Source organism: Brevibacillus sp. HD3.3A (assembly GCF_013284375.2).
Classification (GTDB): domain Bacteria; phylum Bacillota; class Bacilli; order Brevibacillales; family Brevibacillaceae; genus Brevibacillus; species Brevibacillus parabrevis.
Genome location: NZ_CP085874.1, coordinates 1,052,501 through 1,066,393, shown reverse-complemented (window position 1 = coordinate 1,066,393; position 13,893 = coordinate 1,052,501). Strand labels below are relative to the sequence as shown.

Below are 13,893 nucleotides of genomic sequence, written 5' to 3'. Positions count from 1 at the left end.
GCTTGTTTACACGCCCCTGATGTGAAAAAAGGCATAACGCATCTGCGGCGTATAGGCGGTCGAGTCTTCATAAGCCCAGTAGCGCATTCGGCTGTCTGTCGTGTGGGCGTTGACCAGCGGCATTTGATTGGCGTCCTTGGCAACGACAATCGTATTGTGCTGAAAGCGCCCATCCCCGTTGAAATCGTAGCAAATGATATCGCCCGGCACGAGGTCGGCAGCCGATGGCTTGGCGACGGCGCGCATCGGCGGGCCTCCTGATTTCAGCAGCAAATACAAGCTGTGAGCCACCGTCCAGCTGTAGCTCCAGTCAGCGCTTTTTCCGGTGCGAATCCACCAGCCCTTGCCTTTTTCCTTGGACATTAGCATGGGAATGCCCCCGGCATACAGGCATTGCGAAATAAAATTCGTGCAGTCGTCTGTAAAGCGAGGGTATGCGGGATTCGTCGTATTCCAGTACCGCTCGGCGTACGCGACTGCCTTTTCCGGCTGGTAGCCTCCCGCCCCGTGCACGACGAGCAGCGGTTGTGCCATAGCGTCTTCGTAGGCAGATGCAGATTCGGATCGGCGCAGCATGATCTCTTCTGCCCGCTCGCTCTTTGGATCGCCTCTCCGCTCCCTCGTACCGACAATCTCCCACTGTCCTGTCGCTTTGTCCAGGCGAAGCTGAAGCAGCCGATTGCTCGCTTCTTCATGCAGGCGACCTTGGAGCAGATACCAGCGCTTTCCCGTCCAGAAAACGGTTATGTCCACAGCACCTGCCGTCTCCAGCCAACAGGTCGGGGCTACACGGCCTTTTACCTGCAACAGCTTGGCCCCCCGCTTGTGCATTTGCTCATATGCGCGGTTCACCCAGCCGCATTCTTCCGCTTGCAAATGCTCTTTTCCCATATAAAAAGGCCGCAGCCGCTCAAGCTGACCGTCCAACCAGGCATGGTGAACCGCATCGAAGTATTCCTTAACAAACGTTCGCCATTCCATCTGCCGCTCCCCCTCTTCCCGCGCTTTTGCCCTCCGCATTCTGCTTCGTCTGGCATCTCACGAACAGAATATGTCAAGGACACCGCATTCAGAAGAAAAGAAAAGCCATCCGTACTAGCGGACAGCTGGATTGGAAGTCGAATGGGCGAAAAGCGGGCCTTCTTCATGCGACAGCAAATATTCTTTGATGGATAACCCGCCTCCGTATCCGACCAGCGCGCCATTCGCCCCGACAACCCGATGGCAAGGAACAATGACAGGGATCGGGTTACGGTTGTTCGCTCCCCCGATCGCCCGCACCGCTTTGGCGGCACCGATGGCGACGGCAATATCCTTGTAGGAGCGCGTCTCCCCGTACGGGATGTTCACAAGCTCATTCCACACCGTTTTTTGAAAAGGCGTGCCGTACAGAACGATAGGAAGCTCAAATGATGTACGCTCGCCAGCAAAATACTGCTCCAGTTGCAGCCTGGCTTGCTCGTTGCTCGCTTCGTTCTTCGTCGGAGTGATTCCGATAAACGTCTTTTTGCACCAGCTGACGAGACGTGGCAATCCTTCCTCTTCATTCGCAAAGTCGATATAGCACAAGCCTTCCTCAGTCGAAGCGAGCAGTAGCGGCCCAATCGGCGATTCCATCGTGGTATAGCCCAATTCTTTTGCCATCGTACATCCTCTCCCTTTCTTTCCTGTGCCTTCCCATGCAAACAAGCATCTTTTTGGCTGCTCGGATGCAACCAGATCGGATAGAAAATCAGCGTGACAAGCAAGCTTGGCAAATTGCTTTACGGTGAAGCTCGGCAACTCGCTTTATTTCGCTTCCTGCTGCCGATCTTGCTTCTCCTGCTTTTCTTGCTTCGCCAGCAGGCTCATTCCTTTTGCAATCTCATCCTGCACCTCTGCATCTTGCTCCAGCTCCTGCGCCCGCAAGAGTGCGGCTTCCGCTTCGGCTCCCCCGATTTTCCCCAACGCCCAGGCTGCCGTACCGCGAATGACCGGACGCGGATCATTGGCCAGCAGGCGCGACAGATGAGGAACAGCCGTGCGATCCTTGAAATGCGCCAATGCCAAAATCGCATTGCGCTGGATCGGCTTTTTGCCGCGCCATGAAGATGACGACAGGCCGAATTTTTCCTTGAACTCCTTGTTGCTCATCTCCAAAAGCGGAATCAGGAGCGGCTTGGCTGTCTCGGGATCAGGCTGAAATTCCGGATGATGGTTGCTGTTGATCCGGCGATTTTTCGGGCAGACTGTCTGGCACGTATCACAGCCGTACAAGCGGTTCCCGATCTTTCCGCGAAATTCGTCTGGAATGAAGTTTTTTACCTGAGTCAAAAATGCGATGCACCGCTGCGCATTGAGCTGTCCGCCCTGCACAAGCGCTCCGGTCGGACAGGCGTCGACACATATATTGCAGTCGCCGCAGCCTTCCTCGATCGGTTGATCCGTCGGCAACGGCAAATTCGTCAACAACTCGCCCAAATAAACCCACGAGCCAAACTCGGGCGTAATCACCGCGCAGTTTTTCCCGACAAAGCCGACGCCAGCCCGTTCTGCGACCGCGCGATCAGACAGCGCGCCCGTATCCACCATCGACTCGATTTTAGCCCCCGGCTCCAGCTCCGCTATGAACTTGGCAAGCTTGTCCAGCTTGTCGCGCAGCACGTGGTGGTAATCCGTGCCCCAAGCGGCCCGGCACAGTATTCCGCGATAAGCACCTGGCTCGGACTTGGGCGGATTCTCCAGCTTGGACGGATACGCCAGCGCGATCGAAATCAAGGATCGCGCCCCATCCAGCAGCAAGTCAGGATGGGTGCGCTTTTCCAGGTCCGGCTCTTCAAAGCCGGATTCGTAGCCTTTTTCCCTATGCTCCATCAGTCGTTCCTTGAGTGTCAAAAAAGGGTCAGCGCTGGCAAAACCAATCTTGTCGATGCCGATTTCCTTGGCATAATCAATGATGGACTGCTTCGTCTGTTGCCAGTAGCGCACGTCTTGCTCGTCAATCACAGTTGTTTGATCGCTCCCGTCGCCAACTCGTCACAGCGGTTGTTCCACTTGTTGTCGGCGTGTCCTTTTACTTTCACATACTCTACTTGATGGATATCCATCAGACGAAGCAGTTCTTTCCATAAATCCTGATTTTCGACCTGCTGGCCCTTGCTGTTTTTCCAGCCGTTTTTCAGCCAGCCCTTGTACCATCCCTGCAGGAAACAATTGACCAAATAGGCGCTATCGCTGTACAAGGTCACCTTGCAAGGCTCTTTCAGCGTGCCCAACGCCTTGATCGGCGCAAGCAGCTCCATGCGGTTATTCGTTGTATGTGGTTCGGCACCTGACATCTCCTTGATATGCTGCCCGTACATCAGCACAGCTCCCCAGCCGCCAGGACCGGGATTGCCAGAGCAGGCGCCGTCTGTATAAATCTCAACTTCACGCATCGTCATCGTCTTTGGAAACCTCCTCTGTTGTTTCTATTGTATCGAAGCTTAGTCGCTTCCACAAAAATATTTTGCTATACTACTTTAGAATTGTTCTTCGTTCCAAGCATTGACAAAAAAAGCGGATCGTGTGCGAATTTTTTTATAAAAGGAGTGATTCACGATGAAAGTGCAGCTAGATGCTTCCGTGACCGAGCGCATTCCCGCCTTTTCCCTCGGCGTTTTGCAATATAGTGGCGCTTCTGTCAGCGATTCACCCAAAATGCTGCAAGGTCGTATCAACTATTTTGTAGAAAGCTTGCGGCTTGAACATGAGCTGTCCCGCCTTGCCGATATCGAAGGAGTACGAGAATGGCGCAGCGCTTTTAAAAAAGCGGGAATAGACCCGTCGCGCTATCGCCCGTCATCCGAGGCGCTGCTTCGCCGTCTGTTGCAAGGCAATCCGTTTTTCTGGATCAACAGTGCCGTAGACGTCAATAACTTCTTCTCCGTCTTGCATGCACTTCCCTTTGGCATTTATGACATCGATCATCTTACGGGCGATGTAACTTGCCGTCTGGGACAAGAAACAGATGTGTACGAAGGATTGAACGGCCGCGAAGTACATATGGAAGGCAAGCTGCTGCTTGCGGACGAACAAGGAGCCTTCGGCAGTCCGATTGTCGATTCCAAACGCACTTGCGTGACCGAGCATAGCCGGAACTTGCTGCAAGTCATCTTCTTCCACGAGCAAGTTGCTGCCGAGAAAAAAGCCGAGATACTCGGATCAGTCGGTCGCATGTTTACCGAAATCAACGGCGGCGAGCTGACTCACACCGCGATCGTCGCTTCTTAGCAAAAAGACGGCCCGTCATGCAGCGTGGCCGTCTTTTTCTGTCTGATTGCCCTTTTGCTTGCGGAACACAACGTGCTCCAGCAGCAAGCAAACGATAACACCGAGCAACAGACCGTTCCCGAACAGGAAGCTGACCAGAGCGGGCAGCTTTTGCCAGGCCGTTGCCGGAACGAACATCACGCCAATCCCGATCAAAAGCGAGCTTCCGCCGACTGTGATCGTTCGCTCATCCATTTTCACCGTTGCGTAATCTTTCAATCCGAATCCGAGAAGCTGCGTATACGAGATGAACATGGCCGCATAAGCGACCGGAGTCGGCAATGCCGCCAAAAAATGAGCGACAGCCGGGAACAAACCGATCAGCATCATCCCGATCATAGCCAGCATAAAAGGCAGGCGGGCCGCCATCTTGGTCGTTTGAATCACCGCAGCAGCAAGCGACAGAGGAATCATCCCGACGACACCGCTCACCCCGGAAAGCAGATGAGACACGCCCGTAAAAATCCCGCCGCGATTGTACTGCGAATCAGTCGGCACCGTCTCCGTCGCTTTTCCCATAACGACCATACTCGTTACCAGGTTCGTCAAAAGGACAAATCCCGTCAGCATGCTGGTCAGCACAACGCCCCAATCCCAGCGCGGCGCTCCCCAGAAGAAGAATGTCGGCCAGGAAATCAGCTGGTCAGCCGGGCGTACAGGGTCCGTCCAGCCCATTGCCGCGTAAAGCACCCAGCCTCCTACCATCCCGAACAGGACGGCAAAGCTGGAAAATCGTTTCGTCCTCATCACCCACACAACCAAAGCGACGATGCCGATAGAGACAAGCGCTACGCCAGGCTGCACTTCTTTTGAATGCTGAAAGCCGATGCCAAGCATCCCGGTTAAAATGTTGCTGCATAAAGAAATAGCAAGCAAAATCATATAAGTTCCCGATACGAGCGGAGTAAACCATCTTTGCAGTTTGCCGATCCAGCCCATCACCCCGAAGGCGACAAACAATAAACCAGCCAGACACATCCCCAGTTGAAACGACTGACCGATTTCGCGCGGCGCCAGTCCTACGCTTGTTCCCAACTGAGCCAAAATGATAAAGATTCCCCACCACAATCCTGCCGGCCCTTCCAGCATCGGATAACGGTGTCCAATCCACACTTGCAACAGCGAAGCCAAACCGACGAAAAACATCGTCTGCTGCATCAGGTTGCCAATCTCATCTGCCCTCAGGCCGTAAACGTCTCCGATCATCAATGGAACGGCAACACTGCTGGAGACAGCGACAATCATCCACTGCAACGCAGACAAAATGCTCGTGCCTGCGGGCGGCCTGTCATACAATCCGTACTTCAAAACCTTTCACCTCGTTTTCTTACCGACGCTCCTGAGCTTATGCCAAAAGCCCACTGTTAAGAATATCATCATCTGCTTTCCTGGCAAACATGCAAAGGGCAGGAAACTCTCCGAGAGAATTTCCTGCCCCTGTTTTGACACTCTATTTCATCATTTGCTTGATCAGTTCGCGATTGCGGCTCTGGAAAATTTCATTGTGAGACGAAACCATTCCGCTTTCATGTGCTTCCGGCTGAATGTATAGCTTCGCCTGGTTGACCGCATTTGCTGCGTCGTGGAAAGCTCCGGCAATCAAATGCACTTTTCCGTCGTAGGAAATCACATCTCCCGCCGCAAAAATCCCCGGCTCGGAAGTAGCGCCTGTTGTCGTTCCGGCAAGGAAGTATTCATTCGCCATTTCCAGATTCACGTGACTGTTTTGCAAAAGCGATCTGTCGCGCTCATAGCCGTGATTGATAATCACTTCGTCAATCGCCAGCTCCTCTACTTCTCCGGTCAAGTGGTTAGTCAATTCCACCCGCTCGACTTTTTCCTGGTTGGAGCACGCGATCAGCTTGGTAATCGTCGTGTTGAAAAAGCATGTTGCCGAGCTGTTCAACAACTGCGTCACTTGTGCCTCATGGCCGGACAGCGCTTCTTTGCGATAGGTCAGGTACACTTTTTTAGCGATTGGCTCCAGCTCGTTCGCCCAGTCGACTGCGGAGTTGCCGCCCCCGGAAATGATCACGGTTTTGTCCTTGAAGCGGCGCAATGATTTGACGGTATAGCTCAGGTTGGATACTTCGAATTTCTCCGCACCTTCCAAGTCGATCCGTTGCGGCTCCAAAATTCCCCCGCCGATCGCCAAAATGACGGTTTTGCTATAATGCTGCTCCCCAGCCGAAGTGTGCAGGATGAACACGCCGTTCTCATCCCGGGCAATCCGCTCCACCTTTTGCCCCAACACGACGGTTGGATCGAAAGTTAAGCCTTGCTGAATCAACTGCTCGATCAGCTTTTCGCCCAGCGTAGGCGTCAGGCCGCCGACATCCCAAATCATTTTTTCCGGATAGACGTGGACTTTTCCGCCCAGTCTTGGCTGATATTCAATGACCTTTGTTTTCATTTCCCGCAAGCCGCTGTAAAAGGAAGCGAAAAGTCCTGCTGGCCCTCCGCCGATAATCGTAACGTCAAACAATTCTGCTTGATTCATAGTTCGTTTCTCTCCTTTTTGGCACTTCTTGCGCTGCCAAAAGAGGCAGTAGCGTTTTCTATTGTGCCAGCATATTTTTCACAATGGTCTTGACTCCCAGCTCGATTCCCAGCGGCCCGCCTGCTGCGATCGAACTGTCTAACGCGTACATATGTCCGTTTTTGATTGCATTCAGCGAGTTCCATGCGGAGTCGCCTTCCAAATTTTTCAGATAGCCTTGCAATTTTTTCGAAGAGCCTCCGATATCAGACACGAACATATAGTCAGGGTTCATCGCCGCCAATCCTTCCAGGGAAATCTGCTCCCCTTTGGACGACATGTCGACGTATTTGCTTGGCGGCTGCAAGCCAAGGCCAGTTTCCTTGTTGAAAACAAATTGCGTCGTAAAGCCCCAAAATTGCTTTTCTCCCAGCATGATGACGCCAAACGTCTTGTCGCTGAATTTCTTCAATTGCTCTTTGGAATCCGCGATCAATGTCTCGATCCGGGTAATTTCTGTTTCTGCCTTTTGCTCTTTGCCGAAGATTTTGCCGTATTCCCGCAAAGCTTTCTGCCAGTTGTTTTCATTGCTGTCTACCGTAATAACCGGAGCGATCTTCTCCAATTTATCGCCATAGCTGCCATAGCGGCCCGACACCATAATAATCAGGTCTGGCCCGACTTCGAGCAGCTTTTCCAGGTTCGGACTCGTCATGGAACCTATATTTGTGATTTTGCTCAACCTGTAGGGAGCGAGCGACTCCCAATCATCCAGAACATTCAAATCTGTAGCGGCTACAGGAGTTTCCTCCAGCAAAAACATATGCTCGAAGTTACGGAAGAATAAGAGCGCGACTTTCTCTGGTTTCTTTTCCAACACGATTTCGCGGCCAAGTGCGTCTACGTATGTTCTCGGCCATTGTGCCGTTTCTTGCTTGGCTTCATCCGCCTTTGCCGGTGGTGTTCCTGCTCCTGCTTGATTATTGCCAGGCTCTGGCGTTCCAGCGCACCCCGCTAAAATACCTGCCAAAAGGACAAGCGATACGAATAATCTTGTGAGTATTTTCATTCTGTCTCCTCCGATATAACGTGAGTTTTGCTTGACCGATCAAACTACGGTCAGTGTAGCAAAACGCATTTTAGATAGGAATGGAGCCATCCTGAAATCCATATGGATTATTCCTGAACCTTCCGCGAAATTCGGCTGGCGAGAGGCCCACCTGCTTTTTGAAGATCCGGCTGAAGTACAAGGCATCGGCATAGCCCACGCTTTTCGCCACCTCGCCGATCGGTGCGTCATTCGCAAGCAGGCTCTCCTTCGCCCGATTGAGACGATAGGCCATCAAATATTTGCCGGGTCCCATCCCCGTGTATTTTTTGAACACATAAAACAAACGGTTTTCATTAATATCATTCAGTTCAGCCAAAGCACGTACGCTCAGCCCATCCATATAGTGCTCGTGTATGTACTTCGATACTTGCTCAAACAGCGCTTGTTCTCCGTCATTGCTTTGGTTGCGGACACAGACAAACAGTTCCTCCAGAACGCAGCGGAAGAGCGTTTCCGTCTGAAAAGCCTGGATTCCGCCCGGCTCTCTCGATGAGCGCCACAATAGCTCCAGCAATTCCAGGAGACGGGGGCTTTGCCCCGGGTGTAGTTGAAAATGCATGTTCGGCAGGCAAAAGCCAGACGGCTCCGGTGCAACGATCCGGTATAAAACGAGTAAATATTCCCATTTCGTATCGCCGAGGACGCTTCGATTCAGCGGCATTCGCGCGCCACCGTGAAGCACGTTCCCCGGAGTCAGCGTGTACACTTTGCCGCTGAAATCAAAATTGGCTTTGCCCCGCAGCGGAAAAACAAATCCCGGAAAAGGCTCCGTATAATCATCACAGCTCTTCCCTGGCCCGCGCACATAACGACATACTTGCTCCACTCGAAATGAGGTACGCGCAAAATGCTCGGCAAGCTTGTTGATGTCCATCTTTCCTTTCACACACCTTTTGCAATCAAGTGCTACTGCTCAATGTGCGCGTCTACTCCGCTTTTTTGGAACAAGCAATCGCATTCATCCTGCTAAAGACACACTAATTAATCATACTTTTATTGAAATTGATAATCAATCTTATTATCGGTTTCAACTTCATTCTTTTCCATTCCGTAAAAAGTGTCCGCTTCATCGCTTCGATCTTGCCCATTCATTGACAGACAATCGCATCGATCACGGTTTCAGACGACACGGCTGCTCTTTTACTGTTGGCTCGCGACTTCCAAGTCTTTCAATACTCCAAACTGCGCCTGATACAAGCGGCTGTATACACCGCCTGCGTCGACCAGCTCCCGATGATGTCCCTGCTCGACGATGCCTTGCTCCGTCACCACGACAATCCGATCGGCATCTTTAATAGTTGCCAGCCTGTGGGCGATTACCAGTGTCGTGCGGCCTTTGGACAGCTCGGACAGCGATTGCTGAATCGCCAGCTCTGTCTCCGTATCCAGTGCGGAAGTGGCCTCGTCCAAAATCAGAATCGGCGGGTTTTTCAAGAACATGCGGGCAATCGCCAGCCGCTGCTTTTGCCCCCCAGACAGCTTCACGCCCCGCTCGCCAATGACAGTGTCCATTCCTTGCTCCTGGGCGCGAATAAATTCGTCCAGTCGCGCTCGGCGCGCTGCTTCCCACACTTCCTCTTCGCTCGCATCAAGCTTGCCGTACAAAATGTTTTCGCGAATCGTACCTGTAAACAGGAACACATCCTGCTGCACAATCCCGATTTGTCTGCGCAACGATTCTTGTGTCACCTGACGAATATCGATGCCATCGACAGAAATGGAGCCTTCCTCGACTTCGTAAAAACGCGGCACCAAGCTGCAAAGAGTCGTTTTCCCCGCGCCAGACGGGCCGACGAATGCGACGGTTTCCCCTTTGTGAATCACCAGATTTACGCCGTTGAGCACTCTTTTTTCGCCATCGTAGCCAAAAGAAACGCGATCAAAGCGGATTTCATGCTGGAATGGCTGCATTTCCACTGCATCTGCGGCGTCCGCTACATCCGGTTCTGTATCCAATAGCTCCGTATAGCGCTTGAACCCGGCAAAGCCTTGCGGATAATTTTCCACGATCGCATTGATTTTCTCGATCGGGCGGAAAAACACGTTGGTCAGCAGCAAAAATCCGACAAACTCTCCATAGGAAAGCTCTTGCTGAATGACAAACCACGTTCCGCAGACCATGACGAACAAAGTGACAAAACGCATCATCATATAGCTGATCGATCCGTTTTTGGCAATCAGTTTGTACGAGCTTAGCTTGGTCAGGCGGAAACGTCCGTTGTTGACGGCAAACTGCTTTTCTTCATGCGCCTCGTTGGAAAATGCCTTGACGACCCGAATGCCGCCTACACTGTCCTCGATACGGGCGTTAAAGTCTCCAACGTCACGGAAAAGCTGATGAATTGCCTGCGTCATCTTTTTGTTGAAATGAACGACGACCCAAATAATAACTGGCACGACGACAAAGGTCAGCACAGCAAGCTTCCAGTTGATAGACAGCATCAACGCAAAAGAACCGACAAGAGTCATGATCGCGATAAACAAATCTTCCGGTCCGTGGTGCGCCATCTCGCCAATCATATTCATATCGTTGGTCAAGCGTCCGATCAGGTGCCCTGTCTTCGAATTGTCAAAGAAACGGAACGAGAGCTTCTGGATGTGTGCAAACAACTTGCGCCGCATATCCGTCTCAATGTTAATCCCCAGCATATGCCCCCAATAGTTGACGATGTACATCAACAGGGTATTCACTACGTACAGGGCAAGCAATCCGAGCGATGCCCACACAATCAATCCCCATTTGCCTCCTGGCAACAGGTCATCAATGAAGGCATTCACGGCTACCGGGAACGCCAGCTCCAGAAGCCCGGCGATAATGGCGCAGCCAAAATCAAGCATGAACAACCATTTGTATGGTCGATAATAGGAGAAAAATCGTCGAATCAAAAGCTGTACCCCCTCCTTGGTATTTCCATGCTATTTGATTATCACTTGTGCAAGCCAATGCGAGTGGCAGATGGGATAAGTCACCGTCAGATAATAATGATAATCAATTGCACTCATAGTATAGCAACGAGTCCACTGAAAGAAAATGGCACATTCATGAATACGCATGGAATATTCATGAATCGCGCTGAAACTCGCTCGGAGATAGCCCCGTATATTTTTTGAAGCGCTTGCTGAAATACAGCGGATCAGCAAAACCCGTCCTTTGTGCAACTTCCTTGATGCTCATCTGATTTTGAAATATATTCAGTAAATTTTTCGCCTGGTTGAGTCTGTACCTGTTCAAATACTCGCCTGGACTGATTTTCAAATGCTTTTGAAACAAATAAGCCAGTCTGTTGACATTGATCTGGTGCAACTCAGCAAGCCGATTGATACTCAGATTCTCCATGTAATGATCATGAATGTAATCAAGCAACCGTTCCAAAAGCAGGCGTCCTTCGTCTTTTTCACTATGCTGGACAAGCGCAAACAACTCGTTGAGGATTCCGTACCACAGCTCTTTGACACGCAGCTTGTACAAGTCTCCCGGGCTGCTCCAAAATCGTTCCAAATGTCTGAGCTTTTCCTGCAATGGCACACTCTGCTCAACGAGGCGCAGCATGTAATGCTTCTCAGCAAAGTTGTACTGGTCTGCTGTTTTCTCATGATCAACCTGATAAAGCACGAGAATATATGACCACTTCTTGTCTCCGATCACCTTGCGATCCAATCGCATATTCGGGCCGGCATGCACGACCATTCCTGGCTCCATGTCATATTCCATACCGTCAAACCACATCTTTGCGTTCCCGGATAGCGGAAAAATAAAACCGGAGTACAAGCCTGTCCGCCCGCCAAAATACTTCATACCCGGCTGGCGCTCTTCCAGTGACACACTCATGATCGTCATCGACTCTTTTGCATAGTAATCGATTAACCGTCCAACTTCTCTTTTATCCATTTCCAACCCACCTGCTATAAATGAGGCTGAGGAGGCCCGCCTTTATTCAGTAGCCGATCCTGCCTAGCACATTTTTAAATTTACCCCTTGTGAAAATTTCAGTTCTCGTATATTATAATAGATAATGATAATCATTTTCAATTATTGAGGATATGCAAAGTGTAATCAGCTAACAGAGCTGATGTCTTTTTCTGAATCAAGCTTATCCATAACAAAAAACCCTAAGGAAGTGCTTCCTTAGAGCTTGATTACATAGATGGTGCCGGTGAAGGGACTTGAACCCCCACGGTTTCCCTCACGATTTTGAGTCGCGCGCGTCTGCCATTCCGCCACACCGGCAATTAAGTTGGAGGAGGCACCCGGATTTGAACCGGGGATAAGGGTTTTGCAGACCCGTGCCTTACCCCTTGGCTATGCCTCCACGTATAGAGTTGATGAAAAATGGAGCGGACGACGGGTCTCGAACCCGCGACCTTCGCCTTGGCAAGGCGACGCTCTACCAATTGAGCTACGTCCGCATATAAATGGCTGGGGTACTAGGATTTGAACCTAGGAATGACGGAGTCAAAGTCCGTTGCCTTACCGCTTGGCTATACCCCAATAAGTAATCCCCAACTTTGAAAATCATATGGGGCGATCGATGGGACTTGAACCCACGAGTGCCGGAGCCACAATCCGGTGCGTTAACCCCTTCGCCACGACCGCCATATTCACTACCGCTTTTTAAAAATGGCAGGGGCAGTAGGAATCGAACCCACACCAAAGGTTTTGGAGACCTTCGTTCTACCGTTAAACTATGCCCCTACACATGGTGGCTCGGGACGGAATCGAACCGCCGACACGAGGATTTTCAGTCCTCTGCTCTACCGACTGAGCTACCGAGCCATAATTATTGCATACGCCATTCTTTTTGTCAAGAAATGGCGGAGCTGACGGGACTCGAACCCGCGACCTCCGGTGTGACAGACCGGCGTGAACTCCAACTTCACCACAGCTCCATATTTGGTTGCAGCCAATTCCCGTTAAGGAAAATTTGGTTGCGGGAGCAGGATTTGAACCTGCGACCTTCGGGTTATGAGCCCGACGAGCTACCGAGCTGCTCCATCCCGCGACGATTTTATAGAAGCAATTGTCAGCGTTGCCGCATCGTGCAGCGCTTTTTTGCTGACTATTCTTCTAAATATTAAATGGTGGAGGCTGACGGGATCGAACCGCCGACCCTCTGCTTGTAAGGCAGATGCTCTCCCAGCTGAGCTAAGCCTCCATACTCCCCGACTTTTGTCAGGGACCCAACAAATAGTTAGGATTCATAGGTGACCCGTAGGGGATTCGAACCCCTGTATGACAGCGTGAAAGGCTGCTGTGTTAAACCGCTTCACCAACGGGCCAAGATGGCGGATGGAGTGGGATTTGAACCCACGAGACGGGTCAACCCCGCCTACACGATTTCCAATCGTGCTCCTTCGGCCGCTCGGACATCCATCCATATGGCTCCTCGGGACGGACTCGAACCGCCGACCGATCGGTTAACAGCCGATTGCTCTACCAACTGAGCTACCGAGGAACGTTGAAGGATTTATTCCTTCAAAACTGAATACGCATGATTGCTAAGCATGTGTGGATAAGTCCTCGACCGATTAGTATTCGTCAGCTCCACGCGTTACCGCGCTTCCACACCGAACCTATCAACCTCATCGTCTATGAGGGGTCTTACCAGCTTGCGCTGTGGGAAGTCTCATCTTGGAGGGGGCTTCACGCTTAGATGCTTTCAGCGCTTATCCCGTCCGCACATAGCTACCCAGCTGTGCCACTGGCGTGACAACTGGTGCACCAGCGGTGCGTCCATCCCGGTCCTCTCGTACTAAGGACAGCTCTCCTCAAACTTCCTACGCCCGCGACAGATAGGGACCGAACTGTCTCACGACGTTCTGAACCCAGCTCGCGTACCGCTTTAATGGGCGAACAGCCCAACCCTTGGGACCTACTTCAGCCCCAGGATGCGATGAGCCGACATCGAGGTGCCAAACCTCCCCGTCGATGTGGACTCTTGGGGGAGATAAGCCTGTTATCCCCAGGGTAGCTTTTATCCGTTGAGCGATGGCCCTTCCATGCGGAACCACCGGA

At 51.6% G+C, this 13,893-nt stretch carries 11 protein-coding genes, 13 tRNA genes and 1 rRNA gene (1 of these 25 running past the window's edge); 1 reads left to right on the top strand and 24 read right to left on the bottom strand.

Annotated features, from left to right (window positions below; translation table 11 throughout):
* Nucleotides 1-6: 6 nt before the first annotated feature.
* The 4 genes from HP435_RS05505 to rnhA form a co-directional block, all read right to left on the bottom strand.
* A complete protein-coding gene (locus tag HP435_RS05505; RefSeq protein ID WP_173600076.1) occupies nucleotides 7-981 on the bottom strand; it encodes an amidase domain-containing protein in 975 nt (324 codons plus the stop codon).
* Nucleotides 982-1,095: 114 nt separating this feature from the next.
* Entirely contained in the window at nucleotides 1,096-1,644 is a 549-nt protein-coding gene (locus HP435_RS05500; RefSeq protein WP_173598237.1) for a methylated-DNA--[protein]-cysteine S-methyltransferase, read from the bottom strand.
* A 144-nt stretch (nucleotides 1,645-1,788) separates the two neighbouring features.
* Nucleotides 1,789-2,985 (bottom strand): tRNA epoxyqueuosine(34) reductase QueG, encoded by a 1,197-nt coding sequence (gene queG, locus HP435_RS05495; protein WP_173600077.1) that lies wholly within the window; start codon nucleotides 2,983-2,985, stop codon nucleotides 1,789-1,791.
* Entirely contained in the window at nucleotides 2,982-3,422 is a 441-nt protein-coding gene (gene rnhA / locus HP435_RS05490) for a ribonuclease HI (RefSeq protein WP_173600078.1), read from the bottom strand. Before rnhA ends, queG begins: the two co-directional genes overlap by 4 nt.
* A 157-nt stretch (nucleotides 3,423-3,579) precedes the next feature.
* Between rnhA and HP435_RS05485 the strand changes: the two genes are divergently transcribed.
* Nucleotides 3,580-4,251 (top strand): B3/B4 domain-containing protein, encoded by a 672-nt coding sequence (locus tag HP435_RS05485; RefSeq protein ID WP_173598235.1) that lies wholly within the window; start codon nucleotides 3,580-3,582, stop codon nucleotides 4,249-4,251.
* A gap of 15 nt (nucleotides 4,252-4,266) precedes the next feature.
* On the opposite strand, the gene HP435_RS05480 is transcribed toward HP435_RS05485, so the two are convergent.
* From HP435_RS05480 to HP435_RS05385, 20 genes are all read right to left on the bottom strand, one after another.
* Nucleotides 4,267-5,598, bottom strand: a complete 1,332-nt coding sequence (locus tag HP435_RS05480; protein ID WP_122962667.1) for a purine/pyrimidine permease — start codon at nucleotides 5,596-5,598, stop codon at nucleotides 4,267-4,269.
* A gap of 142 nt (nucleotides 5,599-5,740) precedes the next feature.
* Entirely contained in the window at nucleotides 5,741-6,790 is a 1,050-nt protein-coding gene (locus HP435_RS05475; RefSeq protein ID WP_122962666.1) for an NAD(P)/FAD-dependent oxidoreductase, read from the bottom strand.
* Between the two features lie 58 nt (nucleotides 6,791-6,848).
* Nucleotides 6,849-7,838, bottom strand: coding sequence for an ABC transporter substrate-binding protein (locus HP435_RS05470; RefSeq protein ID WP_173600079.1), 990 nt, complete (start codon nucleotides 7,836-7,838; stop codon nucleotides 6,849-6,851).
* A gap of 70 nt (nucleotides 7,839-7,908) precedes the next feature.
* Entirely contained in the window at nucleotides 7,909-8,754 is an 846-nt protein-coding gene (locus HP435_RS05465; protein ID WP_122962664.1) for a helix-turn-helix domain-containing protein, read from the bottom strand.
* A gap of 266 nt (nucleotides 8,755-9,020) precedes the next feature.
* Nucleotides 9,021-10,766: an ABC transporter ATP-binding protein gene (locus HP435_RS05460; RefSeq protein ID WP_173598231.1), complete on the bottom strand. Its 1,746-nt coding sequence runs from the start codon at nucleotides 10,764-10,766 to the stop codon at nucleotides 9,021-9,023.
* A gap of 175 nt (nucleotides 10,767-10,941) precedes the next feature.
* Complete coding sequence (locus HP435_RS05455) at nucleotides 10,942-11,769, bottom strand: helix-turn-helix transcriptional regulator (RefSeq protein ID WP_173600080.1); 828 nt, start codon at nucleotides 11,767-11,769, stop codon at nucleotides 10,942-10,944.
* Between the two features lie 257 nt (nucleotides 11,770-12,026).
* Nucleotides 12,027-12,108: transfer RNA gene (locus HP435_RS05450), tRNA-Leu, on the bottom strand.
* Nucleotides 12,109-12,116: 8 nt separating this feature from the next.
* Nucleotides 12,117-12,190: transfer RNA gene (locus tag HP435_RS05445), tRNA-Cys, on the bottom strand.
* A gap of 21 nt (nucleotides 12,191-12,211) precedes the next feature.
* Nucleotides 12,212-12,287, bottom strand: a tRNA-Gly gene (locus HP435_RS05440).
* Between the two features lie 7 nt (nucleotides 12,288-12,294).
* Nucleotides 12,295-12,369 (bottom strand) — tRNA-Gln (locus HP435_RS05435).
* Nucleotides 12,370-12,398: 29 nt separating this feature from the next.
* Nucleotides 12,399-12,474: transfer RNA gene (locus tag HP435_RS05430), tRNA-His, on the bottom strand.
* A 25-nt stretch (nucleotides 12,475-12,499) separates the two neighbouring features.
* A tRNA-Trp gene (locus HP435_RS05425) sits at nucleotides 12,500-12,573 on the bottom strand.
* A 5-nt stretch (nucleotides 12,574-12,578) separates the two neighbouring features.
* Nucleotides 12,579-12,654: transfer RNA gene (locus HP435_RS05420), tRNA-Phe, on the bottom strand.
* A gap of 36 nt (nucleotides 12,655-12,690) precedes the next feature.
* Nucleotides 12,691-12,767: transfer RNA gene (locus tag HP435_RS05415), tRNA-Asp, on the bottom strand.
* 36 nt (nucleotides 12,768-12,803) lie between these two features.
* Nucleotides 12,804-12,880: transfer RNA gene (locus tag HP435_RS05410), tRNA-Met, on the bottom strand.
* Nucleotides 12,881-12,957: 77 nt separating this feature from the next.
* A tRNA-Val gene (locus tag HP435_RS05405) sits at nucleotides 12,958-13,033 on the bottom strand.
* A gap of 50 nt (nucleotides 13,034-13,083) precedes the next feature.
* A tRNA-Glu gene (locus HP435_RS05400) sits at nucleotides 13,084-13,157 on the bottom strand.
* Between the two features lie 4 nt (nucleotides 13,158-13,161).
* Nucleotides 13,162-13,254, bottom strand: a tRNA-Ser gene (locus HP435_RS05395).
* Between the two features lie 3 nt (nucleotides 13,255-13,257).
* Nucleotides 13,258-13,333, bottom strand: a tRNA-Asn gene (locus HP435_RS05390).
* A 53-nt stretch (nucleotides 13,334-13,386) separates the two neighbouring features.
* Nucleotides 13,387-13,893: ribosomal RNA gene (locus tag HP435_RS05385) — 23S ribosomal RNA — on the bottom strand (it continues 2,421 nt past the right edge of the window).

Excerpts from the sequence above, each read along its gene's own strand:
- HP435_RS05485 (WP_173598235.1), top strand. The coding sequence starts at position 3,580 with ATGAAAGTGCAGCTAGATGCTTCCGTGACCGAGCGCATTCCCGCCTTT.
- HP435_RS05500 (WP_173598237.1), bottom strand. The coding sequence starts at position 1,644 with ATGGCAAAAGAATTGGGCTATACCACGATGGAATCGCCGATTGGGCCG.
- HP435_RS05455 (WP_173600080.1), bottom strand. The coding sequence starts at position 11,769 with ATGGATAAAAGAGAAGTTGGACGGTTAATCGATTACTATGCAAAAGAG.
- HP435_RS05470 (WP_173600079.1), bottom strand. The coding sequence starts at position 7,838 with ATGAAAATACTCACAAGATTATTCGTATCGCTTGTCCTTTTGGCAGGT.
- HP435_RS05465 (WP_122962664.1), bottom strand. The coding sequence starts at position 8,754 with ATGGACATCAACAAGCTTGCCGAGCATTTTGCGCGTACCTCATTTCGA.
- HP435_RS05505 (WP_173600076.1), bottom strand. The coding sequence starts at position 981 with ATGGAATGGCGAACGTTTGTTAAGGAATACTTCGATGCGGTTCACCAT.
- HP435_RS05475 (WP_122962666.1), bottom strand. The coding sequence starts at position 6,790 with ATGAATCAAGCAGAATTGTTTGACGTTACGATTATCGGCGGAGGGCCA.
- rnhA (WP_173600078.1), bottom strand. The coding sequence starts at position 3,422 with ATGACGATGCGTGAAGTTGAGATTTATACAGACGGCGCCTGCTCTGGC.